Consider the following 22,842-nt stretch of genomic DNA (forward strand, 5'->3'; position numbering starts at 1 on the left):
CGAACCACTTGACCCTGAGGCGGTTCACGGCACGTCGCTGGGCGTCGACACCGAGAGCTTAGAGCACCCACGTACGGGCCACAAACACCACATCTACACGATCAGCGAGATCGTTCGTCTCGGCGGAATCGCAGAAGCCGTCGCCGAGGACGTTGTCGACGAAGGCGTGATGTACGAGTGTGTCACAAATGACGTGCCGTTCGTCCTGGCTGGTTCGATCCGCGACGACGGGCCGTTGCCCGATACGATCACCGACGCACTCGAGGCGCAAGACGCCATCCGCGAGCAGGCCCAGGAAGCCGACCTCGTTCTGATGCTTTCGACGCTGTTGCACTCCGTGGCCGTCGGAAACTGCCTTCCCTCGACCACGAAAACCGTTTGCGTCGACATCAACCCCGCGACCGTTACCCAGCTACTCGACCGCGGCAGCGCACAGGCCATCGGACTGGTCACCGACATCGGAACGTTCCTGCCGATGCTCCGAGACGAGTTACTCGAGTGATTGGTTATCTCGAGAGAATATCTCGAGTGAGAGGAATTCGGCGAGAGCCGGTTTGTTATTACGGTTGAACGCCAAGGCCCGACAATGCCACCCCGGGATGCACTCGCTGCGGCCGCACTCGAGACACTCCCGATCACCGTCGCCGTTCTCGATGATGACGGGGAGATTCTCCTTACCAACGAGTCCTGGCGGGCGTTCGAGGGGGACGAACTGTCGACTGATCACGTCGGCGTCAACTACGTCGCAACCGCAGCGATGGACCGTGACGACGACGATCACGCCGCTCGAGCAGTCGAGGGAATCGAAGCCATCCTTGCCGGCGACCGCGAGACGTTCTCGATGGAATACCCCTGTCATTCGCCCCAGCAAAAGCGATGGTTCTTGATGCGTGCGAGTCGGTTCAGCGCTGATGGGGAGATGCGCGTCTCGGTCATCCACCTTGATATCACCGACCGAAAACTCGCCGAAATCGCTGCCGAAGCCTCAGCCGAACAGGTCCGCGAAGAACACCGCGCACTCGAGCACGTCTTACACCGTGTCGACGGCCTCGTTCGCGACGTCACGGACGCTGCCGTCGGTGCGGGCACTCGTGATGAGATCGAACGGCAGGTCTGTCAGCGACTCGTCGACACCGAGCCGTACGTTCTCGCCTGGATCGGCCGCGTCGACGTCGCGACACAGCGAATTACACCGCAGACGTGGGCCGGCCACGACGACATCCCACTCGAGGATGACGAACTCGTCCTCGAGTCCGAGGATGATCGCTCGCATCCAGCCGTCCAGGCGCTCGAGGCGGGCGACTCTCACGTGATTCAGGACCTCGAGTCGTTCGAGGCTGCTGATCGCTGGTGGCCCACCTGCGCTGGCGAGCACGTCCAGTCGGTCGCGGCGATTCCACTCGAGTACGGTGACGTCACCTATGGCGTCCTCGTGCTCTTTGCTGCTGAATCGGGCGTCTTCGACGGTCGGGAACTGCCAGTCCTCGAATCGCTTGCCGGCACGGTGTCGACTGCACTCAACGCTATCGAGACACAACAGATGCTGACAACCGAAACCGTCGTCGAACTCGAGGTGGCAATCGAGGACCCATCGTTGTTCGTGACGTCTCTCGCAGACACGCTCGAGGCGATGATCACCTATCGGGGGCTAACCTACGACGAGAGCGGGACACCGCTGGCCTTCTTCCACGTCGACGAAATCGACGGCGCTGTCGATGTTGCGACCAATATCGAGGGCGTCGAACAGGTAACCGTCGTCACCGAGTACGACGATGGGTTGTTACTCGAGTTAGCACTGGTAGATGGGCTGGTCCCAGCACTTGCCACCCACGGCGCGGTTATCCAGCGATTCGACGTCGATGGCCGCGTCGCGGACCTCACACTCGAGTTGCCAAACGGACAGTCCGCCCGGGCAACGTATAACATGATCACGGAGCGCTACGACCGAGTGGAACTACTCAGCTATCAGGAGAGCAATCGGCCGGCCAAGACGCCACGAGACGTGAGTGCACAACTCGATGAGCGACTGACTGACCGCCAGCAAATGGCCCTTCAGAAGGCCTATTACGCCGATTACTTCGAGTGGCCCCGCGACGTGTCGGGCGAGGAACTTGCGGCGTCGATGGGCGTCTCCAGATCGACGTTCCACCAGCACCTCCGCGCTGCACAGCGAAAACTGCTTGAGGAACTGTTTGCCGCTGACCCCACTAGTGAGGGCTAGCTATTTTATAGACACCTGTTGTACGAGAGACACCAGCCGGCGCGACCGGATTACTTCACCAATGCAACAGGATCAGATTGATGCCGGAAAGGCGATCCAGCGCCGCACCGGAAAGACGTTTTATCTCGCCACCAAATTCCTTCCAGAGCGTGTCCGACACGCAACACACGTGCTGTATGCGTTTTTCCGAATCGCGGACGAGGTTGTCGACGACCCCGGCGACATTTCGCCCGAACAGCAACGTGCTGAACTCGAGGCGCTGCGAGCGCAGGCACTCGGCGAAACCGAGCCTGACGATCCAGTTCTCGAGGCGTTCGTCGAACTGCGCGAGCAGTACGGCATCGCCGACGAGGAAGTCAACGAGTTCATCGACGCCATGGCGACCGATATCGAAACGAGTCGGTACGAAACCTACGCCGACCTCGAGGCCTATATGCGTGGCTCAGCGGCCGCCGTCGGTGTGATGATGACGGCGATCATGGAACCTGAGATGGAAGATGCAGCGCTTCCACACGCAATCAAACTCGGCGAAGCGTTCCAGTTAACGAACTTCCTGCGAGACGTTCGCGAGGACATCCTCGACCGCGACCGGATCTATCTCCCCGAAGAGACGCTCGAGAGATACGACGTCAGCGAGGAAGAAATTGAACGCCTCGAGTACTCTGAGGAGTTTGGAGCGGCGATGGCACACGAACTCCAGCGCGCTGAGGACCTGTACCGAGAGGGCGTTGCCGGTATCCGCTATCTGCCCGAGGACTGCCAGTTGCCAGTGTTGCTGTCGGCCGTGCTCTACGCTGAACATCACGCACTGATCCGTAATCAGGAGTACGACGTACTCTCCGCTGGCCCATCGTTGTCGACGACGCGAAAACTGTGGTGTCTGGCGAAGACGCGCTGGCACTGGCACTGGAATCGTGACCCTGAAGCGGTGTTTCACCGTGTGTCTGCGATTCCAACCGTCGACCCCGACCCTCACGGCCGCAGCCCCGGCCACGGTGACAGCATCCCGACGCAGTAACTCGCTTATGAAGGCCCCAGATATCGTGGCCATCCGTTCGTATCCGATTCGTTCGAACACAGTGGTATGAGCAGTCAGACACAGACACGTTCTTCACAGGCACGTACCCAGCATCGTTCGACTACCGTCTCGGAGACACAGTCGTCACCAGCGGATTCGGCGAGCGACCTGCTCGAGGTTGAAGCGAGCGATCAGGAATTAGCGCGAACAGCAGCGATCACCCTCGGCATCTGGCTGATGTTGACGCTTGCTGCCGTGGGGATACTCATGCTGACCGGCGATGCGATTTCAGCGGTGGTCGTCTAAGCGACCGGCAATTTTGTTTCGCAGTTGTTACTATATTAGCGATACCAGCTGTGTTTGTGTTCGTAGTCCCCGTCGTGTTTCTCGTTCGCTCGCTCTTCGCGGGACCGGGGACGTTCGACTGACCGCGTTCGATAGAGGTACAGGCTACCGACGATCAGCGGTCCAGCCAGACCAAGGTAGAACTCGAGTCCGAACGCCACGACCGCGAGGCAGGTACTGAGCCCCATCGCCACGGCCCAGTGGAGCGCCGTGGAGAGGCGCTTGCGGCGGGCGTTGTAGTACACCGCTGTCGTCGGCGGCAGGACGATGATCGCGCCGATCAATCCAAGCGCCAAGATCGTGGTTCCAATTTCGGACATAATCGAGATAATACTGTCCTTGCATAAAAATCTTGTTCGAATTTAGCCAAAATGCATCTTCAGAGGAAATTCTAACGCATATTTGTTGATGGAATCGCGGTTCGAACCATCTCCCAGTCGTACCGATCCGTACTAAACAGGCCGAGACAGAACAGCCCGGCGACGCCCGCTGCGATCCAGTTGCCATAGAGGAGGTTGATCGCTCCCCACAGTAACACAAAACTCACCAAATCGTCGAGGATGAACACGCAGTCGTCGACGCGCTCGAGCAACGCCTCGCGGTCGAAAGCCAGGTCGACGAGGAGGATGGCGACGGTGCCGGAGATGATCCAGCCGAAATAGTTCGAGAGCGGCACGCCGTAGAACCCGCCCGACTCGAACGCCCAAAAGCCGATGGCGACGGCAGCAGGGTCGAGGACGACATCGACGGCGACGACGGCGGCGATGGCGACCGGCACCCGGACAAACAACCGCTCACGCCAGTCGCCAAGTACCAGCAGCGTCAGCAGGTAGGCGTTCAACACGAGCGGGATGAAAAACAGCGGGAGCGCTATCGGCACCTCACCGAAGAGCATCGGCCCCAACTGGATCGTGTACTCGAACGCGCCGTAGGGCCAGTCCGTCCGAACGCCGATCATCTCGATTGCGTACGTATAGATCGTCAACACACCGAGACAGCCAAGCGCCCACCAGCCGATTCGCGGGAGGAGGCCGACCAGCAGTGGCGAGCGCATGACTGCTGTTCCAAAGAGGATGAACAACGGATTGTACGCCAGTGGCCCCGTGAGCCAGCCCTCCGCGCTCGCGACGAGCGTCACCGCGCCGATAAACGGAAAGACAACCGCAATCGTGAACCGATTCTCTTGGATGATCTGCTCGAGGCGGTGTTGAACGCTTTCTCGCGTACCGGCTTGGTCGTCGTGGTCGTACTCGTCGCGTTCGCTTCCTCGAGTGTTCGTGTTATCCATAGAGCAGCCTCCAGAGTCCGCCCATCGTTAGCACTGCGCCGACGACGGTGTTGATCGCCGGGAACCACCAGTACGCGTGGTCGACGTTGACGCTCGCGGTGGCAATTGCCCCCACGAGGACGGGGTAGACGAGCATGACTGCGCCCAGTCGCACGTCGAGTGCACCAAAGGCGAGTGCGCTCGCGAGCCAGCAGGCCCCGCAGTAGGCGTAGGTCCGTTGCGCTCCCAACACGGTCGCCGTGGTCCGAATACCCGTTTCACGGTCAGGTTCGATGTCGGGAATCGCCGAAAACGTGTGCATTCCCATCGCCCAGAGCCAGCCGCCGACAACGGCGAGGACGGGCGGCTGGACGCCGGCGACGGCAGCGTACGCCGCCGCACCGGGGACGATGTACAGGCCGTTCGAGACCGAATCGAGCACAGGCGTCGTCTTGAACCGTACCGGCGGCGCGCTGTAGGCGGCCCCGAGGACGACAAATGCGGCGAGCCAGGGCCAGGCGGCTGTCGGCACCAGTGGTGCGAACAGCAACGGGAGCGCCCCGCAGATTCCGACGAGAATCGGGACAACTCGTTGCCCGCGATAGCGACTCTCTTTTTCGTCTTTCTTCGGATTTGCGGCGTCGATCTCGCGGTCGTAGATGTCGTTGATCCCGTACAGAAACACGTTCGCCGGCAGCAGGAAGTACGCGAACAGCACGACCGCTGCGGGCGCGATCAGTTCGGCCTGTGACTCCGCCCCGTAGGCGACCCCGACCAGCACCGGCCCCGCGAGGTAGAGCCAAAAGCGCGGCCTCGAGAGCGCCACGAGATACGACAGTTGCGCACCGATCCCGTCCTCTGTCATCGCTGGTCCCGTTTTCGAGTCATTCGATCCGTTCGATGACTTTGTGTCCGTCTCCCGCGTCATCTCTTCCCCTCTCGAGTCCAGTACTGTTGCGATGCTCGAGACTCGAGTCTGTCCCTGCCCGCGATGACGCTCGTCCCCGTCCGGTATCGATGAACCACTGGCGGCTCACTTCCGTTCTGACTGTGGCTGTGCTGTCTGGTGGCCATAGTCTTCACAGACCGATTCAGCGGTCAGTTCGCCGCTGATGAGACACATCGGGACGCCGATGCCGGGCGTCGTATCCCCGCCGACGAAGTAGAGTCCGTCGACCTCTTTCGAGCGATGGGGCGGCCGAAACAGCGCCGTCTGTCGGAGGGTGTGAGCAAGTCCGAGTGCCGTCCCGTCGTAGCTGTTGTACCGTGAGGCGAAATCGTCGACCGAGAATTGCTCCTCGAGGACGATCCGGTCGCGAATATCCGTTCCAGTGTTGGCCGCGATATCGTCGAGGACTTCGTCGCGGTAGTTCTGGCGAATCTCGGGTGTATCGTCGAGTCCGGGTGCAACCGGCACGAGAACGAACAGGGCACTGTGGCCCTCGGGTGCGACGGTGTCGTCGGTTTCCGAGGGCACGCAGCAGTAGTACGCGGGATCATCAGGCCAGGCCGGGTCGTCGAAAATCTGCTCGAAGTGCTCGTCCCACTCCGTTGGCAACACGAGGGTGTGGTGGGCCAACTCCTCGAGGTCGCCTTCGACGCCGAGATAGAGCAAGAACGCGGAGGGGGCGTAGGTTCGTGCGTCCCAGTAGTCGGCGTCGTAGCCTCGTTGCTCCGCGGGGAGCAGGTCCTGTTCGGTGTGGGCGTAGTCGGTGTTGCTGACCACGAGATCAGGTCGGAGCGGGCCATCCGGAGTTTCGACGAGGAACGCTCCTTCGCGGCCTTTGATCGCGGTTGCCGGTCGGTCTGTATCGTAGGTGACGCCGAGTTCGGTGCCCAGTTCGACGATGGCGTCGATGACAGCGCCGATCCCACCCTCGGGATACCAGACACCGAGGTTGAAATCGACGTGGCTCATCAGATTGTACAGCGCGGGCGTGTTCGACGGCGACCCGCCGAGAAAGACCAGCGTGTACTGCATGATCTGCTGGAGCTTTGGATGGTCGAAGTAGTTCTCGACGTGGCCCTGCATCGATCCGAGCAACGAGAGCCCGCGTGCCTGTCGTGCCACATCGAGGTCGACGAAATCCCGCAGCCGTGTGCGATCCTCGTAAACGAAATGCTCCATCCCCACCTCATAGTTCTCGCGTGACTTCTCGAGGTAGCGCTCTAATTGCTCGCCTGCGCCCTCTTCGTACTCCTCGAACAGTTCCTTCGTCCGCTCGAGGTCGGGCGTGATGTCGACTTGATCGTCATCTTTGAAGAAAATACGATAGTGCGGATCGAGATGCGTCAGTTCGTAGTACTCCGACGGTGTCCGGTCAAAGGCACCGAAAAATCGCTCGAAGACATCAGGCATCAGGTACCACGATGGCCCCATATCGAACCGAAAGCCATCGCGCTCGAGTCGACTCGCCCGGCCACCGAGTTGCTCGTTTTTCTCGATGACGTGGACGTCAGCGCCGGTATCAGCGAGATAACACGCACTCGAGAGGCCCCCGACACCACCTCCAATAACGACAACGGACTCATCGGTCAGCGCTTGCATAGGTATTCGTGACTGTCGCCGCAGTGAAAAGCCTATACCATACTATGTTGGATTTCCGTTGAGACAGCGCCAGTACTCGAGAATTGGGTAGCCGTTCTGCCTGCATCTGGCCGTCACCGCTCCGATTCGGTGACTGTCATCAGTATAATTAACTCGGTTCCGTATCTGCGTACTTTTATACCTGATCCTGGTATACACCCACATGATGCCGGACGTTACCGTCTCCGACAACCTGTACGCAAAACTCGAGGAACAGACCGATGAGTCCATTGAGGAGACGCTGTGGGAACTGATGTACCAGACCCAGCGTGGCTATCAGTAGCGAGAATAGGTCGTCCTGATGCGATGTCGTTTCGCTGTAGGTCGCTGGTGAGATATCTCTCGAGCACTATCGCTCGGCCCCAACTGGGGACTAAGCGCACAGCGGTATCCGCGAGTAGAAATCAGTCGATATGGCCTTCGCGACGGAGCTGGTCTGCGTCCTGACTGGTGTATCGCCATTCAATCGTCGCTTTCTCGTCCTGCCAGTCCCAGGGCTCGGCGACGACGATGTCGTCTTGCTCGATCCAGGTCCGATATTTCATTCGTCCCGGAATGCGTCCGAGACGCTCTTCGCCGTCTGCACAGCGAAGTTGGACGTGGTTTCCACCGAGATGCTCGGTGACGACGGCGAACACTTCATCGTTGTTGGGCATACGGAGATTCCGACGCCCGGATTCTTCTGTCACACTTGCCCTACGAACGGAAGACGTTTAAAAGATTGGAGAGCCGTGGTAACATGACTCTTGGATTATCACTCACAGCTCCCGATCCGAATCCGGATTCTCGAGGTCCCAGAGAATCTCCGGTAAGAATGCCTCGAGATTGTCGATCACGCTGCGTTCGCTGACGTTTAACCCCTCACAGTGCTCGTGGGCTGAGTCGCGAATATCGACGTGGAGGTCGCCATCCTCGAGCCAGACACCGAGGGGAAACACCGAACAGCGTGTGGGTTTCCAGTCTTCCTCGAGGTGGAGCGTACAGAGGCCGTCCTCTCGGAGAAAGGCACAGGCACAGCCGTCCTCGGCGACGTGCTCTTCGCGCCCTTTCTCCTCGCGCGTGACGAACTTCTCGCCGCGAAACTCGGTCGTCGTCTCCGCGAGGTTCGCCCGCTGGGCTAACTCGAGGAGATCCCGGTCGTAGAGCAAGACGCCGTGGTGACAACACCACGTACAGTCTTCGACGCACTCGAACGTCAGATCGGGATCGAACTCGACGATAACCTCGCGGTCGGGGTAGACTTCGACGCGACGCGGGGTCTCGGTGCTCACGAGCGAGGGGAGGGAGCGCGTGCGGAAGTGCCTTTCTTCCTGGCCTGTTGGTCGAACCAGCGAGCAGACAGGACTCGTTGCTCACTCACTCGAGGCGACTGTATTTCGCAGCGTCCCGACGCCGTCGTACGTAATCTCGACGGTATCGTCCGGTTCGACCAGCCCGGGATTCGCGGGGCTGCCGAAGGCGACCACGTCACCCGGTTGGAACGTAAACCGCCGGGAGAGATACGAGACGATCTCGTACGGATCGAACAGCATCAACTCCGTATTTGCCTCTTGGCGGCGCTCGCCCGCGACATCCGTGTGCATATCGATGCCCCGCGGATCAAGGTCCGTCTCGAGCCACGGCCCCAGTGGCCCCGAGCCGTCGAAGGCCTTCCGTGCGGTGCGGCCCTGCTGGTCGAGTGCGTCGACATCGTTCAAAATCGTGTAGCCGCGAACGACGTCGGGAACCTCCTCCTCGGCTACGTCGTGGCACTCTTCGTCGATGACCGCGGCGAGTTCACCTGCGTATGTGAGTTCGGTCGTAAATTCCGGATACGGAATCGACTCTTCGTGGGCCAGCACTGAAACAGGTGGCTTGATGAAGAAGTCGGGTTCCTTGGGCCGCTCATATTCCATTTGCTCGAGGGTCTCGGCGAAGTTGCGCCCGACGCAGTACAGCGCTGATGGCTCACAGGGAGCTAGAAGGTCGCCGTCTTCGCCGACGACGTACGTCTCGTCGTTGCTGTGGACGACGCCGTCTTCGTATCGTCCAGTCACCGGTCCGTCGGCCGTCGCGATTCTCGCGACTCGCATACCTGCGGTGGGGCGGCCGGGGGATTAGTGGTGTCGGTCCCGGCGAGAGACCGACGACCGGTGCATATGCAACCGTGTCGTGTTTTTTCCTGCCGACTGTACACCGACCATGGCAACTACGACTGATCGAGCAACCCTGCTCAAGAATGCGGGCGTCGTCACGACACTCATCGACGCCGGAATGGAACTGCTGAAGGGACGACGAAAGAGCGGCGCGCTCTTGCTCGGTGCAGCCGTCGTTTCCTCGAGAGTCCCTGGCTTCGGGACGGCAGTCTCGCTCGCGTTGCGTGCGTACCGACGGCTTCGGTGAGTTGCGCGTTGACCCGTGTTTACTCCTCGAGGACGAGATACGTCTGTGCACCACAGCTCTCGAGTGAGACGCGTCGCGTGTCGACGTTTTCCTCGACGAATCCCGCGATGTCGTCGGCCGGCATGTCAGTCACGTCGATTCGGCGTCGCTCCTGGGCGCTCGCGTCTGGTGCGTCCGAACCGGTGTCGTCCTCGCTCGAGGCGGCCGTCATCGTGGGGTCGGTCGTTGCGTCGACGATCAGTGTCATACTGGGTCATTAGACTGTTTGCATGTCAAACCGATCCGTCCGCAGTGAAAGTGAAAGTAGACGGTAAATCGCGTGCTGCCGGAGAATTTCCGATGCGAGGACAACAAGCCTTAGCCGAGGCGTTTGATTGAGACCTGCTGTGGACCGGCCGGTGTCTCGAGCGTGATGGTCTCGACAATCGCTGTCATTGCGCTTTCGCGCCACTGCTCGTGTGAGTCGGCGTGGCGCTCTCTGAGGCGTTCGGTGTCTGTCTCATCCACCGAGGTCTCGACAGTGTCCTCGAGTCGTGGGTATGCGTCGACGACGTCGTCTGCGATGAGTTCGGCGGGCCGGATGTGGAGTGCGCCGGTCATGTGGGTGTCGTCGACGCGGTAGACGTGGAGGCGCGCTCGCATTCGGCCGTGAAACGGGGGTGTGACCCGAAGGACGGCCTCACCGGGGTTTTCTTGCGTATAGATGTAGGCGTTGACGACGTCATCGGGTGAGACGGCAAGCGAGCGGATCGCCGACGGATCTGGCTGTGTCTCGGGTTCAGACCTGGACTTGCTATCGAACTCGTCCTCGGGCGCTGTCTCGTGATCCCCCATTGGTCTCTGTTACGCTCGAGGACGTTTAGATGGTCTGTTCTCGTCGTTCGCTGTTATCACACGTCGCCGGCGTTCGTGGTGGCGTCTCTCGGCCGAAACACAGTCGCCTGCTCGCTCGTCGAGACGCCGTGTGTTGCCTCACCGACTGAGGCGGGTACCTGTTCCGTCCGGTCGGCGTAGTGTGCCTGCAGTGAGGCTCGAACGGCCTCGCGGACACAGGCACGCGTTGTGGCACCAACCTCGGTGCCGGTCCCCGAGAAGGGCACCGACTCGCCGCTGGGATCGTGGCCGACGACGATAGCATCCGTCGTGGTCCCCGGAAAGCCCGTCTCGGCGAGTAATGTCGCCGCTTTCGCCTCCGCTGCCACGGCAATCAGGTTCGCTAGCGCACCCGGCGCAAGCGCACGCGTCGTCCCAACGATGAGGTTGACAGTGCCGGTTCCGGGCCGAGTCAGCGCGTCGTCGCTCGAGTCCGAGCCAGACTGTCCCTCGTCAGGATCCATCGGCAGCGCTGCCGGGTTCGAAATTCCGGCGGTTGCGTAGACCGTGACGGAGCCATACTGTGCGCCTCGAGCGTCCGCGATGTCGACACCGGTTAGCAGAACCGGACGCTCACGATCAGCGTCGTTAAACCCAGCCTGCTCGAGGCGCTCGGTCGTGTAGGTCTCGAGGTCGGTCCGGGACCAGTGTTCCGGGACGGAAATGTTGTACGCGCACTCAGCCTGGCGGCGGCCACCGTTCCAGCCGGTCGAGAGCCACTCGGTGTCGGGTCGCCGGACACAGAGCACGCCGTCCCGGTGGACTGCGGGATACGCGGGCGCTTCCATCGAATCGGTGTCGCAGTCGTCCATCAGTCCGCCCCTCCGCTCGAGTTACTTGTCCCACCCGAGACGTCCATCGCAGTCTCGAGAGCAGCGAGTAGTTGGTCGTTCGCCTCGCGGTCTTTGATCGCAACCCGGATGTGCGACTCGAGGCCGCGGAAGGTCGTTGCATCTCGGACGACGACGCCTGTATCGCGCGCAGACGCGAGGATCTCTGTCACCGAGCGCTCGCCGACGTCACAGAGGAGATACGGAGCCTCAGACGGGTGTACGTCGAACCCGCACTCGGTCTCGAGAGCCTCGCGTACTCGAGCGCGCTCGCTGGTGACGCGCTCGCGCGTCTCACGAACGAACGCGTTCTGGCGCAAGCAGTACGCGCCGAGCCGTGCGGCCGGCGTTCCCAGCGACCAGGCTCGACGCGCAATCTCGAGGTCGTCGCGTCGGTCCCCCCGTGCGACGGCGAAGCCGGCTCGCAGTCCCGGCAGACCGAACAGTTTGGTCAGCGAGCGGGCGACGATGACGTGGTCGTGCTCGAGTTGGGCCGCCGACGGCAGGTCAGTATAGCCGAGAAACGCCTCGTCGACCAGCAGCGTCGTCTCGGCGTCGCCACAACGAGCAGCGAACGCAGCCAGCGCGTCCGGCTCGGCGGCCGCTCCCGTGGGATTGTTCGGCGTGCAGACGACCGCGAGTGCACAGGACTCGAGGAGACTCGTCTCTACCTCGAGCAGGCTATCCGCGTCGATATACTGCGGCGTCGCGCCCTGCAGGTGGACCTCGCGAGCATACTCGCCGAAACTGGGCGCTGGAACCAGCGCGTCGTCGCCGGGTTCGAGTGCGAGTTCCATCGCCAGCCTGATCGCAGCCAGCCCGCCCGGCGTCGGGATAATCTGGGCAGGCTCACAGCCGACGAACGCGGCCGCTGCGTCTCGAAAGTCCGCGTAGCTGTCGTCAGGGTAGCGCCGCGAAGCCTCGAGCGCCTCGGCGTACACCGACTCGACCCCGTCGGGCGTTCGCGGGTTCGTGTTCGCAGAGAAATCGAGCAGTGATTGATCGGGGTCGCCGCCGTGGGGGACGCGCTCGCCCGTTCGAATCGACTCAGGGTCCATGGTCATCCTCCGGCGTGACTGCCTCTTCGCTCCCGTCGGGACCGTCGACACCGAGTCGGTCACAGACGAGTTCGATCCGGTCGAGAACCGCCTCGAGTCGTCCGTCTGGAACGAGCGAGAGCGCCCCACCCATCGCGACGCCCTCTTTCGCTTCGCCGGCGCAGTAGCGCTCCATCGAGACGTGATCGCGGGCGTCGAAGCCGGGGTCAGTCACCGTCAGGTCACACTCGAGGCGGGTGCACACGTCCTCGAGTGTGTCCCCCTGCTCGGTGGCGACGAACGACGTCGTGGCGACCGAGACGGGCGCGTCGACCCCTAACCGGCGCAGCAGGGCCACAACAGCGATCATCTGTGTCCCGCCAGCGAGCGTGACGTCGATTCCCGACTCGAGCGCGCCGGCCGAGATACCCGCAACGGTTGCCTGTACTGGGTCGCCAACGGCGCGGATTGCCGCGAGTGGCTCGTCCGCACAGTCGCCGGACTCGAGGCCGCTTCGCTCGAGGCCGGTTTCGACGACTCGGTGCTTTTGCTCGAGGGGATTGTCGGGGAGCGACGAGGAGACGCCACCGGGCGACCCGAGTGCGGTGAGAACGCCGAGTGCGGTCGTCGTCCCGCCGGGAATCGTCTCGCCGATTAGGAGTTCGTCGTCAGGGAGGCTCGCGCCGTACTCGTACGCGCGGTCGAAAATCGTTGCTGCATCAGGAACGGCCTCTTCGGCGCGAACGTCTGCTCCGGGCTCCGTCCCGAACGCGACTGTCGGTGCCATCGTTGGCCGGGCGAGGCCGGCGTCGACGACCGTCAGATCGAAGCCAACGACCTCCCGCACCGCGCGGCTGATCGCTGCGGGCGTCGGACAGCCGGTCGGACTCACCGGCGTCACGGGTGCGCCCGTTGGCTCGCCGTAGGCGAGGATCTCCGCATCTGCGGCGGGCGTGTGGTTCATCAGCTCCGGCGTCGCGCCAGCAGCGCTAATGCCGTCGATCAGTGCCGTTTCGGTCGTTCCAGCGGCGAGGAGTACGCGCGTCATTTAGGTGTCTTTCAGGAGGTCGGTCGCACGGTGGCTGTCTTCGCGTCGGTTCACGTTTATGGCTACTCGCGGGTCGTAACTGCGCAGAATGTCGGTCCGCTCGCCAGCGCCCACGACGTTGAGTCCCGTCGGCGCGAGGTGGGGTGCCTCTTCGAGTCGCGTCTCAACACTCACGCCGAGTCGGTGCTTGAGCGCAACGGGCACGCAGACGGTCAGCGAGCGCTCGCGCGACTTGCACGCATGCGACTCGAGAACGCGGTCGATACTCGCCCCCTCGAGCAAGGGCAGGTCCGCGGCGACGGTCAGTACTGGCGGTTCGATCTCGTCGCGCTCGAGCAGCGCCAGAAGGTCGGATACGTAGCCGTCACCGGGCGTCTCGAGTGAGTGGATGCTCACATCGCTGCCGTCCGCGATGGACTCGAGGTGGGTCCGGGTTTCCGGTGCGTTCGGCGAGACGGCAGCGTAGCTCGTCTCGATGTGGCTCGCCTCGAGCGCCGCGAGTACGCGTTCGATCATGGGTGTCCCGTCAATGGGGTGTAGCGGCTTTTCGTGGGCACTCTCGAGGCGGGTGCCGTCGCCGCCACACATCACAAGAGCATCCATGCGATCACCCCCGCGTGCGCGCCGACGACGCGGCCGAGTTCGTTGGCCGCGCCGAAGACATCGCCGTTGATCCCCTCGAGGGTGCGGTTCGCCCAGTACCAGGGGGGCCATAGTCCGGCGAGCGCTCCGCAGACGGCGACCGCGGCCGGATGTGGCCAGATGATCGCGCAAGCGCCGAGGATCAGTCCCGCCGGGAGAATGAACTGCCCGGGAGACGCCGCGTCGGTGACCTGCTTGGCCATGCCGTCGTGGCTCGCCTCGCCGAAGCAGGCCATCGCGGCCATCCCGAGTTTTGCGCCGACTTCGGCACCGATTGCAATGGTCACCGCGACGATGGCGGGGAGGCCAGCCAGGCCGAGCCCTGCGAGGGCGAGTCCGACGACGACGATGGCAACCGCCAGTATCGCGCCGACGCCCGTCGTCGTATCTTTGAGCACCTCGCGGCGTCGCTCCTGGTCGCCGTGGACCACCAGCGCGTCGCCCAGATCCGCAACGCCGTCGAGGTGGTGAATGCCCGTGACGGCGTACACCGCGAGCACGTAGCCGAAGGCGACGGTCGGCCCAGGAAGGACCTCGCTCGCAAGCAACGGAATCGCTGCGAGAGCGCCGACGATCAGTCCGGCGAGCGGAAACACCGCAGGCCGCGACCGGAACGCTGCCCAATCGCCCTCGCGATTGTGAACCGGGAGTCGCGTCAGAAAGCCAACGCCGCTGCGGATCGCGCCGGTCCAGCCGGTTTCCGGCTCGCTCGAGGCTGTCTCGTCCGTCTCACCGTTCCCGGTTGTGTCCCTCTCGACGCCTTCGTTCGGCTCCGTTTCCGTTCGCTCTGTCATCGCCCTCTCACCACCGTTCCGGCCGTTGACTCTACGAGCATCGAACTGAGCAGTGTGGTCCCGAATGCGGCCCCGAGGGCCACGATCACCGCGACGACGGCTGCGAGGCCAACGACGGTGATCGCGCGCTCGCCGTCTGCGAGCGTCGGCAGGTCGGCGTCGGGGTTCAGATCGTAGACGCCGGGCTTGTGCAGACGCACCGAGAGCACGCAGGCGAGTGTCGCCATCGGCCACCCTGAGTTCGGAGAGGGTGGCTCGCGCGCCCATGCTCGAGCGCGCCGAAGTGCAAATAGGTCCCTTCCACCAATCGCGAGCGTCACGGCTGTCACTCGGGCGGGAACCCACATGACGTAATCGTCGAGTCTTGCGCTCGCGGTGCCGATGGGTTTCGAGTGGTAGCCGAGCATCGAATCGAGCGTGTTGACGCCTTTGACCCACGCTGCAGCGGCGGCGGCGAGGGGCAACGAGAGCGGTGCGAACAGCGCAAACGGCAGCAGCGTCGCGACGAACCCGTCCGCGAGGTTTTCGCTCGCACTTTCGACTGCCGCACTGCGGATTTCCGCTGGCGACAGCGCTGTCGCGTCGCGCCCGACCAGTCCCCGAACGTCCTCGCGAGCCGTCTCGAGGTCGCCCTCGGTAGCCGCGACCACGGTTTCGGTCAACTCGAGGAGGGCGCGCACACTGGTCGTCAGAAAGAGGACGAAGCCGGCGGCGACTGCGCCGACGAACGGATGGACGGCGGTTCCCGCGAGGACGACGCCCGCGGCGACGCTTGCGGGCACGAGCGGCGCGAACAGTGCGATTGCGACGCCTGCCAGTCGTTGGCCGGCCTCTGTGTCGCCCCACTCACGCTCGAGGTGATCGACCAGTCGCCCAAACCACGCCACCGGATGGGCGCTGTTCGGTGGCTCGCTGATCAGCAGGTCGAGGCTGCAAGCGAGTGCGATCACCCCGAGCGTCGTCAGTATCACGGGTCTCCTGTCGCCCCCGGGTCTTTGTCGGCCGCTCGCAACTGTTCGACGACGGCTGTCAGTGGTTGGTCCTCGAGCAACAGCGCCGTTCCGCCAACGGCTTCGATCCCGCCATCAGTTTGGGGGTCGTCTCCGACGTGGACCAGTTCGTCGACGGAGACGCCGAGTTCCTCGGCCGTCAACTCGAAGATTTCGGGCGCGGGCTTGCGCCAGCCACAGCCGACGCTCGTGACGACGGCATCGAACGCATCGCGGTCTATATCTGTCCTGATGAGCGTACGAGCGACGAGTTCGGGGACGCTGCAGTTCGAGCAGATGGCGATTGGCCCCTGCTCGCGGGCGGCGGCGACCGCCTCGAGCGCGCCGGCTCTGGTCTCGACGTCAGGATCGAACGCGGCGACGACGGCGCGTCTCACGGCGTTGTGCTCGAAGCCGACGCCGCGACTCGCGAGTGCGTGTCCGACGTGTGCGGGTAGCGGGACCTCGGCGTGCTCGGGGGCGTCGACGTGGAGTTCGGTGTAGGCGTCGGCCCAGTCGTCGGGGACGTCGACATCCCGCGCTGTCAGTTCCGACGCAACGACTGTGGCCGGATCGTCCGGCGTCTCGACACGAACCAGTGTTCCAAAGAGATCAAACGAGACTGCCACAGCAGTGTGACTAGCACAAGTGGACTTTACTGTCGCGGTTCACTCGTGGACGATGATGTCGACTCGAGCGCCGAAATGAAAATCAGTTCGCCGTCGATGCTGCGTGGTCGGCCTGATCAGGCCTGCCGAGCGAACGCGAGGTTGCCTGAGATGTTCTTGATGTAAATCTCGACGACATCGCCTTCGGATGCGCCGGGGACGAAGATCGTGTACTCGCCTTTCTCGGCGACACCGTCGCCTTTGCGGCCCGTGCCCGTAATTTCGACCGTGTACGTCTTGCCCTCTTCGACGGCGTCGGCCTGTTGTTGCTGCTGGCTTGCTGCCGAGCGTTTCGTGACCGGGCGGAACGCACCACAGGCGTCACAGCGAAGCATCGGCGTGCGGTCCTCGCGCACGAGACGCGTATCCGGCAGGCCACACTCCGAACAGAGTACGTATTCATCGACGTAGGCATCGACGGCCATGCTGAAGTCCTGATCCGAGAACGTTCCGTTGTAGCGGGCACGCCCATCCTCGAGTTTGCCGCTGGTCCCCATCTCGCGCTGGATAAAGCGGTGCAGGTGCTCGTCCTCACGCGAAAGCACGTCGGCGATCTCGCCAAGGTTCCGGAACCGAGTGAACGCCCCGTCTTTCTGGGCTTTGGCATCCGGGATCTGCAATCGCTGTTCGTCGCCCCCAATGTCGGGAACGTCCTCCATCGCACGGTCGAGACTCGATTCGTAATCCATACGCGAGACCAAACGACGCTGACGTAAATCGGTTCTGCTATCGTGGTCCCGCGACCGGTCCACACTCGAGAGCGCCGCTATTGCGGCGGTTTTGTGTGTGCTTGCACTACACTCCGTCACGGCTCACAGCGAGTCGCCACCGCGTTCGCTCGGTGATCCCTGTTTCTCCTCGTCTCCCGCCGAGAGGTCGCGTTCCGGATTCGCCTCGTTCGAGGTGCCGGCCTGTCCTGTAATCTCTCCGTACACTGCCTCGCGGACCTCCTCAGGGCTATCGTACTGTTCCCCCGCTAACCGGTCGAAGACGCTCCCCAGCGACTCCGTCTCGTTTGGCATATCGAGTGGCTCGCTGCCGTACTCCGCCGCAATTTCCTCGCTCGTGGTCGGATACTCGAGGTCGCCCAGATGTCGTTCGACATCCTCGAGGATCGATTCGGTAGTGTCTGCCCGCTGGGATTTGCGCTCCGTCGCACGGTCCTGTGCGCGGTCTCGAGAGGGGCCATCGTCGCTCATGGCTGGTGCTTTCAGGAGCCAATCACAAAGGCGTTGGCTGGCGTTTGCGTGGTGGGCCTCTCAGCGTAAATATCGGACTCCAATCACTTACTCAGACGAATCCTATACCGGCATTTCGGACGGGATGACAGTGTCCAGACAGGATATGGCAGTGGGCATATGGGGGGCTTGCACACTCGTCAACGATGATTTATGTGCGCTCAGTTCCAACTGGTAACTGCCCCTGGAGAACGGTGGCGCGTTGCCCAACGGCTACCTTCTTTCCAGGGACGTTTTCGACTCGAGAGCGGTGCGAAGAATCCTATCAGAACCGATTTAAATCCAGTAACACGCTTCGATTTCCGTGCACAAAACAGGGTTGGACGAGTCGGCTACAGTTCGGCGTCGCCGTCCTCAAAGCGCGGGAAGACCTCCTCCTCGAGCACCTGACAGAACGCTTCCTGGTCGGGGCTGTGGCTCTGATAGACGATGTGATTGAAGCCGGCATCGACGTATTTCTGGGTCACGTCGACGATATCCTGTGGGTCGGTCGTGATCGTCATCTCCTCGCGAAGGACGTTCGGGTCGACCTTGTCGCCGTGGCGCTGGACCGTCCGTGGATCGGCGATGTCTGCCTCGAAGAAAATGTCAAGCATCGTCCCTCGCCACGGGAGACACGGCTCGAGGGCTGCCTCCTCGCTGTCGGGGTCGTAGGAGACGTGCAGGTGAATCGAGCGGTCGAGGTCGTTGATCGACTCATTACGGTCGGATTTCTCGACGCCGGCTTCGACGGCCGGGAACAACTCGTTCTGGACGCGGTCTGGGTGCTCGAAGACCGTCACGTAGCCGTCGCCGAGGTCGCCGGCCATCCGCGCAAGCGTCGAGCCGTTACTGGCGATGTAGATCGGCGGTGCCTCGTCAGGACCCGTATAGAGGTTGGCCTCGTCGAGCGACCAGAAGTTGCCGTCGTAGCTGACGAAGTCGTTCTCGAACAGCGCACGAATCATCCGAATCGCTTCGGCGGTTCGCTTTGCGGACTCACCAAAGCCAGGCATCGGCAGCCCCAGCGGACTTTCGTTTAGCGCTTCTCCTGAGCCAACGCCAAGGAAGACCCGATCAGGGTACATCTCCTCGAGCGTCGCCAGTTGGTGGGCGACGTTGCCAGGGTGGTACCGGTGGATAATCCCCGTGACTCCCGTCCCGATAGCGAGGTTGTCGGTGCGGTCGAGCGCGGCCGGTAGCCACGCCCAACAGTTGCCACCGTTGGCCGACGAGCCATCCTGTTTGTGGTCGAACCAGGGGTGGAAGTGATCATTAACCCATGCCGTGTCGAACCCGTATTCGTCTGCGAGTTCGACCTGTTGCAAGCATTCATCTGGCGTGAACTCTTCAAGAGAGGCAAACCAGCCGAATCGAACCATGCTCGTAGCTACGTTGAGGCCCCACTAAGTCCATTCGTCTCGGCGAATCTAACCGCCATCCGTGACGGCGCTCGAAAAATCTACTCAGGTGGCCTACCGCTGGCGGTGCGTAGGTCCCTGTAAGTCAGTCGGCGGCCAGGTATCTAACTCCGCCGCCGTCTCGAGCAGTTGCTGGAGACTGTCACCCTCACAAAGTGTCACTGTCTCTGACGACCAGTCGATATCGATAGTAGCGGAATCGGCGAGTTCCGGCAGGTGTTTGTGAACCAGTCGGCTCTGTGCCTGCTCGACCCTCGTCTCCGTTACGTTTGCTGGCGGCAGTTTGTGCCGACGGCTTGCGACAATTCTCGAGAGCGCCTCGATTGGAATCGGATCCTCACGGACAAGCAACTCATCGAGGATAATCTGGCGGTCCGCACTGGCGAGGATGTGCACTGTCTCCGTCCGATTCATACGCCACCAGCTAGCCTATCGCGAGCCCACCCAAAAACTACACCGGCTACTCACGTTGGTTGTTCCCACCTCGAGTCGACCCAACGACCCGTTCGTTTCAGTTCTCGTGCAGTTGCACGCGGTCGCTGCGTGCTGCACTGGCCTGTTGTTCTTGCTATAACAACAATACGGTTATAGTTTCGACCGACAATCGATTAATCAATGGCACGGGGAGACACAAACGGTCGAACCATGGTACAGTGTACCGCTTGTGGCTCTGCCTACGCTGCACGACAACTCGACGATGGGTCCTTCGTCCCAATCGGCTCTCGGAACGGCTGTTCATGTGGCAGTACGTCTTTCGACGAACTGACCGATTCGACCCTCCTCGAGTTCGATGAGGGCCTTGAGGACGATAAGTAGCGCTCTTCCAGATGAGACTTTCCTCGGTGACCGCGAGGCAGTCACCCATCTGTGTTATCTTTTCGGAACGTTCAATTGAGTGGGGTTTGTCACCAACCGTATGTCTGTCACACAGCCGACGCGAATGCAGCCACAGGCTGCTGGTATTATCGTTGCGTTCTTTCTTCTGCTCGGCTGTCTCTCGAGTGTTCTTATGGGCGGTGTGTTCCCTCTCATCGCACTGGGTTTTCTCGGAGCCATACTCGCTATCGCGTATATTCTGTTCTACCTGACACTCGCCGTCGAGGAACTTGCATACGACTCGTGACTGGGTCGAACACAGGTCAGGTTGATCGCTCGGGAGGACCATTGTCCTCGCGCTCGAGGACCTGACAGGCGGCGACGGTCAGGAGGACGTCCTCGCAGGCGGACGCGGCTTTCGTCTTGTTACAGTCGTCGAAATCCGCTGCTCGCTCGAGTGCGCTATCTCGGTAGGCGTAGTCGCCGTCGGTTCGGATTCAAATGCTCGTACACACGACCCCCCAAATCCTAGTTTTTTCGACTCACTGAACCAGCCCATTCAGCCCAAAACGGGGGTGTTTCTATCAGACTGCCAGAACGGTTCGGTGGATCGCCAGCCCAATCACCGACCACTATTCACACAGGGTTCGTCGTCTCGTGTGCATATTCGGGAAACGTGGTTTACTAACGTCCAAGTTCAAGGGGAGGGAAAGTAGCAGCAGTAAACTAATGAGAGAGGAGACGTTGTTAGCCACATGAAAATATACTTATATGTCCACAAATCAAGGTGCGAGTCTTGACTCTAAATCAGCAGTGAAGCACCAATAGAGATTAGTTGGTTGTCTACTAGTTCTACGTAACCGTGGTTGATCCAGAGTTTTGGCGTTTGTTCGCAACAATTTCTGCAACGATGATTGGTCTTGTTTTCTTGGGTACTTTCTATTACTTAGAAGCAGGGTGGCGAACGTTTGATTATTTCCAATCAGAAATGGAGAGTTTAACACTGAATTATTCAAAGATAATTATCGCGTATTTCTCATCATCTCTGTTGCTTGCACTTATGCAACTTCCGTTCTTTTATAACTGGCTGAGTACAGTTGGTCTAGTCATCATCGTGAGCGGAGTATTCTTAACGACCAAGTCACTCAATAGTCAATTAGACCGTTTCTCTAATCTTTCACAAGATATTTCGAACATATGGAATAAATGGCTGAATTGGGCATGGTTTTCCATAGTATTCATCGTTCCACTATTGGCTCTACAAAACTGGTCTGTTGGAATTCCGACTATAAATGGACTTACTGTTGACGAAGAGGTATTCGGTTGGATAATATTTGGCTCTCTCACATTTGGATATTGGAATTTAATCATATTTTTGCTCACGCCGTTTCAAATGCATAAAATAGAGAGAGACAAATCCGCAAAAGAGAACAAGAAAAGAAGTAGACAGGGAAAATCATCAGCGAATGAAACATGGGACCAAGATCGAATTAACCTTGCAGAGAACAGACTCAAAAGCGAACTTGATGAGAGTGGGTTGTCAATTAGTCCAGATCTCGATATCATAGAATCACACGCGGAAAATGAAGAACTATCAGGTGATCTTTCTGAACCATATCTTTACGCCCCACCAAGCGTCGATAAAAATGGCGAAGCCAGTGTCTTTGTCTACCTACCAGATGATTGGGAGTCAGATAGAGATTTGTTAGACCAATCAAGTTATCTGGCTCAAATTACTGGGATTCTTGTCCGAAGTGCGTATCGAGATCTAACTGGAATTCAAGTTAGAGTTTTTCGCCGTCGTATGGATCCTTGGAAGGACTATTCCACTAACCAAATGTTATTAAAAATTCGGTGGACAGGAACAAACTTGAGTGATTTAGACACAGTACAATCAGACTCAAAAGAGATACTCAAATCCGCTTCAAATTATTTACTTGATCCCACGCTCTATCCCCTGGGTCTTAAAGACCATAATTTTGATCTTACTGAAAAGGAACCTGAAGAAGACGAACAATACTCACTCTATACAGTATCAGACAAGAGCCATGCAATGGCAAAACGTTATTCTTCGAAGGTCGTCATTCAGGAAGGGCTATCAAAAGATCAGATGAAAGAGCTAATTCCCGATATTATTGAGAATATTAGCAAGAAAGACGTATACCGAAATGAAAGTACTGAAGATCACTGGAAAGGAAAAAAAGCAGATGTTGTTTGGATCCATCTTTTTAGTGAAGCTCGAAAACCTCCAGAAATGATCTGTATTGACCATATGGATCATTATATAGGAAAGGCAGAATGGTTTGCCCCGGATCTTGACCCCAGCTACTCCCCAAGGGAAATGTCTGACCCGAGTGAAGTTATTGATAATAATATACGAGTTATGTGGAGCTAGTTTGACTCGTCACTTCCCATGATTTGGTGATGTCTCAGTAGTCGCGACATTAATACCCCTGTTTCATGTGCTTCAACTCGAGAATTCTGTGCGGAGGTGGGGCGGGGGCGGTGTATTTTTTCGGCTTTGTCCCCTTGGGGACACCCATAGGGGGTTTCGCGCAAAGCACGAAACCCTGCATGCGGTGCGGCGAGATCGGCGCGACGACCCCGCCCTCGAGCGCAGAACCACAACCAGAATTGACTACACAGTGCTCTTACGCAAGCAATCTTGGTAAAGACGGGTATTAGAA

The 22,842-nt window shown here is 60.2% G+C and carries 27 protein-coding genes and 2 pseudogenes; 8 read left to right on the top strand and 21 right to left on the bottom strand.

The genetic code is table 11. The features are described 5' to 3' along the window. Window positions 1–22 precede the first annotated feature (22 nt). The 4 genes and pseudogenes from B2G88_RS01125 to B2G88_RS01140 form a co-directional block, all read left to right on the top strand. A pseudogene (locus B2G88_RS01125) lies at window positions 23–502 on the top strand (ornithine cyclodeaminase family domain); the annotation flags it as partial. An 84-nt stretch (window positions 503–586) separates the two neighbouring features. After that, a complete protein-coding gene (locus B2G88_RS01130; RefSeq protein WP_054863970.1) occupies window positions 587–2,221 on the top strand; it encodes a bacterio-opsin activator domain-containing protein in 1,635 nt (544 codons plus the stop codon). Window positions 2,222–2,282: 61 nt separating this feature from the next. Beyond that, on the top strand, window positions 2,283–3,239 hold the full coding sequence (locus B2G88_RS01135) for a phytoene/squalene synthase family protein (protein ID WP_087713746.1): 957 nt from the start codon (window positions 2,283–2,285) through the stop codon (window positions 3,237–3,239). Between the two features lie 66 nt (window positions 3,240–3,305). After that, window positions 3,306–3,545 carry a hypothetical protein gene (locus tag B2G88_RS01140; protein ID WP_087713747.1) on the top strand — a complete coding sequence of 80 codons (240 nt, stop codon included), beginning with the start codon at window positions 3,306–3,308 and terminating at the stop codon, window positions 3,543–3,545. Window positions 3,546–3,580: 35 nt separating this feature from the next. Here B2G88_RS01140 and B2G88_RS01145 read toward each other — a convergent pair whose 3' ends face one another. The 7 genes from B2G88_RS01145 to B2G88_RS01175 all read right to left on the bottom strand — a co-directional run bounded on the left by B2G88_RS01145 (window position 3,581) and on the right by B2G88_RS01175 (window position 9,510). Further along, complete coding sequence (locus B2G88_RS01145) at window positions 3,581–3,904, bottom strand: hypothetical protein (RefSeq protein ID WP_054863971.1); 324 nt, start codon at window positions 3,902–3,904, stop codon at window positions 3,581–3,583. Window positions 3,905–3,975: 71 nt separating this feature from the next. Beyond that, entirely contained in the window at window positions 3,976–4,872 is an 897-nt protein-coding gene (gene cruF, locus B2G88_RS01150) for a bisanhydrobacterioruberin hydratase (RefSeq protein WP_054863972.1), read from the bottom strand. Continuing rightward, window positions 4,865–5,716 (bottom strand): prenyltransferase, encoded by an 852-nt coding sequence (locus B2G88_RS01155; protein ID WP_054863977.1) that lies wholly within the window; start codon window positions 5,714–5,716, stop codon window positions 4,865–4,867. The genes cruF and B2G88_RS01155 overlap by 8 nt, the downstream gene beginning before the upstream one ends. Before the next feature lie 168 nt (window positions 5,717–5,884). Then, the gene (locus B2G88_RS01160) at window positions 5,885–7,399 is read right to left on the bottom strand and encodes a phytoene desaturase family protein (RefSeq protein ID WP_054863973.1); all 1,515 of its coding nucleotides are present in this window, start codon (window positions 7,397–7,399) and stop codon (window positions 5,885–5,887) included. Between the two features lie 443 nt (window positions 7,400–7,842). Then, window positions 7,843–8,127 (bottom strand): translation initiation factor eIF-1A, encoded by a 285-nt coding sequence (locus B2G88_RS01165; protein WP_087713748.1) that lies wholly within the window; start codon window positions 8,125–8,127, stop codon window positions 7,843–7,845. Between the two features lie 69 nt (window positions 8,128–8,196). Continuing rightward, entirely contained in the window at window positions 8,197–8,709 is a 513-nt protein-coding gene (locus B2G88_RS01170) for a hypothetical protein (RefSeq protein WP_054863974.1), read from the bottom strand. An 81-nt stretch (window positions 8,710–8,790) separates the two neighbouring features. Further along, window positions 8,791–9,510 (bottom strand): fumarylacetoacetate hydrolase family protein, encoded by a 720-nt coding sequence (locus B2G88_RS01175; RefSeq protein ID WP_087713749.1) that lies wholly within the window; start codon window positions 9,508–9,510, stop codon window positions 8,791–8,793. 109 nt (window positions 9,511–9,619) lie between these two features. On the opposite strand from B2G88_RS01175, the gene B2G88_RS01180 reads away from it, so the two are divergent. After that, on the top strand, window positions 9,620–9,820 hold the full coding sequence (locus B2G88_RS01180; protein WP_087713750.1) for a hypothetical protein: 201 nt from the start codon (window positions 9,620–9,622) through the stop codon (window positions 9,818–9,820). Between the two features lie 19 nt (window positions 9,821–9,839). Here B2G88_RS01180 and B2G88_RS01185 read toward each other — a convergent pair whose 3' ends face one another. The 13 genes from B2G88_RS01185 to B2G88_RS01245 form a co-directional block, all read right to left on the bottom strand. Beyond that, window positions 9,840–10,067: a hypothetical protein gene (locus tag B2G88_RS01185; protein WP_054863976.1), complete on the bottom strand. Its 228-nt coding sequence runs from the start codon at window positions 10,065–10,067 to the stop codon at window positions 9,840–9,842. 110 nt (window positions 10,068–10,177) lie between these two features. Continuing rightward, window positions 10,178–10,654, bottom strand: a complete 477-nt coding sequence (locus B2G88_RS01190; RefSeq protein WP_245835273.1) for a hypothetical protein — start codon at window positions 10,652–10,654, stop codon at window positions 10,178–10,180. Between the two features lie 56 nt (window positions 10,655–10,710). Continuing rightward, window positions 10,711–11,481, bottom strand: coding sequence for an adenosylcobinamide amidohydrolase (locus tag B2G88_RS01195; protein WP_054863979.1), 771 nt, complete (start codon window positions 11,479–11,481; stop codon window positions 10,711–10,713). Window positions 11,482–11,504: 23 nt separating this feature from the next. Beyond that, window positions 11,505–12,581 carry a pyridoxal phosphate-dependent aminotransferase gene (locus B2G88_RS01200; RefSeq protein ID WP_176393157.1) on the bottom strand — a complete coding sequence of 359 codons (1,077 nt, stop codon included), beginning with the start codon at window positions 12,579–12,581 and terminating at the stop codon, window positions 11,505–11,507. Continuing rightward, entirely contained in the window at window positions 12,571–13,608 is a 1,038-nt protein-coding gene (gene cobT, locus B2G88_RS01205; RefSeq protein WP_087713752.1) for a nicotinate mononucleotide-dependent phosphoribosyltransferase CobT, read from the bottom strand. Before cobT ends, B2G88_RS01200 begins: the two co-directional genes overlap by 11 nt. After that, window positions 13,609–14,196, bottom strand: a complete 588-nt coding sequence (locus B2G88_RS01210) for an NTP transferase domain-containing protein (protein ID WP_054863226.1) — start codon at window positions 14,194–14,196, stop codon at window positions 13,609–13,611. Continuing rightward, a complete protein-coding gene (gene cobS / locus B2G88_RS01215; RefSeq protein WP_087713753.1) occupies window positions 14,196–15,044 on the bottom strand; it encodes an adenosylcobinamide-GDP ribazoletransferase in 849 nt (282 codons plus the stop codon). Before cobS ends, B2G88_RS01210 begins: the two co-directional genes overlap by 1 nt. Continuing rightward, a complete protein-coding gene (cbiB, locus tag B2G88_RS01220) occupies window positions 15,041–16,015 on the bottom strand; it encodes an adenosylcobinamide-phosphate synthase CbiB (RefSeq protein ID WP_087713754.1) in 975 nt (324 codons plus the stop codon). The genes cobS and cbiB overlap by 4 nt, the downstream gene beginning before the upstream one ends. After that, the gene (locus B2G88_RS01225) at window positions 16,012–16,662 is read right to left on the bottom strand and encodes an HAD family hydrolase (RefSeq protein WP_054863227.1); all 651 of its coding nucleotides are present in this window, start codon (window positions 16,660–16,662) and stop codon (window positions 16,012–16,014) included. Before B2G88_RS01225 ends, cbiB begins: the two co-directional genes overlap by 4 nt. A 116-nt stretch (window positions 16,663–16,778) precedes the next feature. Beyond that, entirely contained in the window at window positions 16,779–17,390 is a 612-nt protein-coding gene (locus tag B2G88_RS01230; RefSeq protein WP_054863228.1) for a translation initiation factor IF-2 subunit beta, read from the bottom strand. Between the two features lie 123 nt (window positions 17,391–17,513). Next, a complete protein-coding gene (locus tag B2G88_RS01235; protein WP_087713755.1) occupies window positions 17,514–17,900 on the bottom strand; it encodes a DUF5789 family protein in 387 nt (128 codons plus the stop codon). A gap of 371 nt (window positions 17,901–18,271) precedes the next feature. Then, window positions 18,272–19,300 carry an LLM class flavin-dependent oxidoreductase gene (locus B2G88_RS01240; RefSeq protein ID WP_087713756.1) on the bottom strand — a complete coding sequence of 343 codons (1,029 nt, stop codon included), beginning with the start codon at window positions 19,298–19,300 and terminating at the stop codon, window positions 18,272–18,274. A gap of 93 nt (window positions 19,301–19,393) precedes the next feature. After that, the gene (locus tag B2G88_RS01245) at window positions 19,394–19,753 is read right to left on the bottom strand and encodes a DUF7344 domain-containing protein (protein WP_054863231.1); all 360 of its coding nucleotides are present in this window, start codon (window positions 19,751–19,753) and stop codon (window positions 19,394–19,396) included. Window positions 19,754–19,954: 201 nt separating this feature from the next. On the opposite strand from B2G88_RS01245, the gene B2G88_RS01250 reads away from it, so the two are divergent. After that, a complete protein-coding gene (locus B2G88_RS01250) occupies window positions 19,955–20,155 on the top strand; it encodes a hypothetical protein (protein WP_087713757.1) in 201 nt (66 codons plus the stop codon). 100 nt (window positions 20,156–20,255) lie between these two features. After that, window positions 20,256–20,462: a hypothetical protein gene (locus B2G88_RS01255; RefSeq protein WP_054863233.1), complete on the top strand. Its 207-nt coding sequence runs from the start codon at window positions 20,256–20,258 to the stop codon at window positions 20,460–20,462. A gap of 43 nt (window positions 20,463–20,505) precedes the next feature. On the opposite strand, the pseudogene B2G88_RS20220 reads toward B2G88_RS01255, so the two are convergent. After that, window positions 20,506–20,652, bottom strand: a pseudogene (locus B2G88_RS20220) (DUF7692 domain-containing protein); the annotation flags it as partial. Window positions 20,653–21,017: 365 nt separating this feature from the next. On the opposite strand from B2G88_RS20220, the gene B2G88_RS19010 reads away from it, so the two are divergent. After that, entirely contained in the window at window positions 21,018–22,550 is a 1,533-nt protein-coding gene (locus B2G88_RS19010; RefSeq protein ID WP_140408809.1) for a hypothetical protein, read from the top strand. Window positions 22,551–22,842 lie beyond the last annotated feature (292 nt).

Source organism: Natronolimnobius baerhuensis, assembly GCF_002177135.1.
Taxonomy (GTDB): Archaea; Halobacteriota; Halobacteria; order Halobacteriales; family Natrialbaceae; genus Natronolimnobius; species Natronolimnobius baerhuensis.

Coding starts and splice junctions, on each gene's coding strand:
- B2G88_RS01130 (WP_054863970.1), top strand. CDS start 587: ATGCCACCCCGGGATGCACTCGCTGCGGCCGCACTCGAGACACTCCCG.
- B2G88_RS01135 (WP_087713746.1), top strand. CDS start 2,283: ATGCAACAGGATCAGATTGATGCCGGAAAGGCGATCCAGCGCCGCACC.
- B2G88_RS01140 (WP_087713747.1), top strand. CDS start 3,306: ATGAGCAGTCAGACACAGACACGTTCTTCACAGGCACGTACCCAGCAT.
- B2G88_RS01145 (WP_054863971.1), bottom strand. CDS start 3,904: ATGTCCGAAATTGGAACCACGATCTTGGCGCTTGGATTGATCGGCGCG.
- cruF (WP_054863972.1), bottom strand. CDS start 4,872: ATGGATAACACGAACACTCGAGGAAGCGAACGCGACGAGTACGACCAC.
- B2G88_RS01155 (WP_054863977.1), bottom strand. CDS start 5,716: ATGACAGAGGACGGGATCGGTGCGCAACTGTCGTATCTCGTGGCGCTC.
- B2G88_RS01160 (WP_054863973.1), bottom strand. CDS start 7,399: ATGCAAGCGCTGACCGATGAGTCCGTTGTCGTTATTGGAGGTGGTGTC.
- B2G88_RS01175 (WP_087713749.1), bottom strand. CDS start 9,510: ATGCGAGTCGCGAGAATCGCGACGGCCGACGGACCGGTGACTGGACGA.
- B2G88_RS01180 (WP_087713750.1), top strand. CDS start 9,620: ATGGCAACTACGACTGATCGAGCAACCCTGCTCAAGAATGCGGGCGTC.
- B2G88_RS01185 (WP_054863976.1), bottom strand. CDS start 10,067: ATGACACTGATCGTCGACGCAACGACCGACCCCACGATGACGGCCGCC.
- B2G88_RS01190 (WP_245835273.1), bottom strand. CDS start 10,654: ATGGGGGATCACGAGACAGCGCCCGAGGACGAGTTCGATAGCAAGTCC.
- B2G88_RS01195 (WP_054863979.1), bottom strand. CDS start 11,481: ATGGAAGCGCCCGCGTATCCCGCAGTCCACCGGGACGGCGTGCTCTGT.
- B2G88_RS01200 (WP_176393157.1), bottom strand. CDS start 12,581: ATGGACCCTGAGTCGATTCGAACGGGCGAGCGCGTCCCCCACGGCGGC.
- cobT (WP_087713752.1), bottom strand. CDS start 13,608: ATGACGCGCGTACTCCTCGCCGCTGGAACGACCGAAACGGCACTGATC.
- B2G88_RS01210 (WP_054863226.1), bottom strand. CDS start 14,196: ATGTGTGGCGGCGACGGCACCCGCCTCGAGAGTGCCCACGAAAAGCCG.
- cobS (WP_087713753.1), bottom strand. CDS start 15,044: ATGACAGAGCGAACGGAAACGGAGCCGAACGAAGGCGTCGAGAGGGAC.
- B2G88_RS01230 (WP_054863228.1), bottom strand. CDS start 17,390: ATGGATTACGAATCGAGTCTCGACCGTGCGATGGAGGACGTTCCCGAC.
- B2G88_RS01235 (WP_087713755.1), bottom strand. CDS start 17,900: ATGAGCGACGATGGCCCCTCTCGAGACCGCGCACAGGACCGTGCGACG.
- B2G88_RS01240 (WP_087713756.1), bottom strand. CDS start 19,300: ATGGTTCGATTCGGCTGGTTTGCCTCTCTTGAAGAGTTCACGCCAGAT.
- B2G88_RS01245 (WP_054863231.1), bottom strand. CDS start 19,753: ATGAATCGGACGGAGACAGTGCACATCCTCGCCAGTGCGGACCGCCAG.
- B2G88_RS01250 (WP_087713757.1), top strand. CDS start 19,955: ATGGCACGGGGAGACACAAACGGTCGAACCATGGTACAGTGTACCGCT.
- B2G88_RS01255 (WP_054863233.1), top strand. CDS start 20,256: ATGTCTGTCACACAGCCGACGCGAATGCAGCCACAGGCTGCTGGTATT.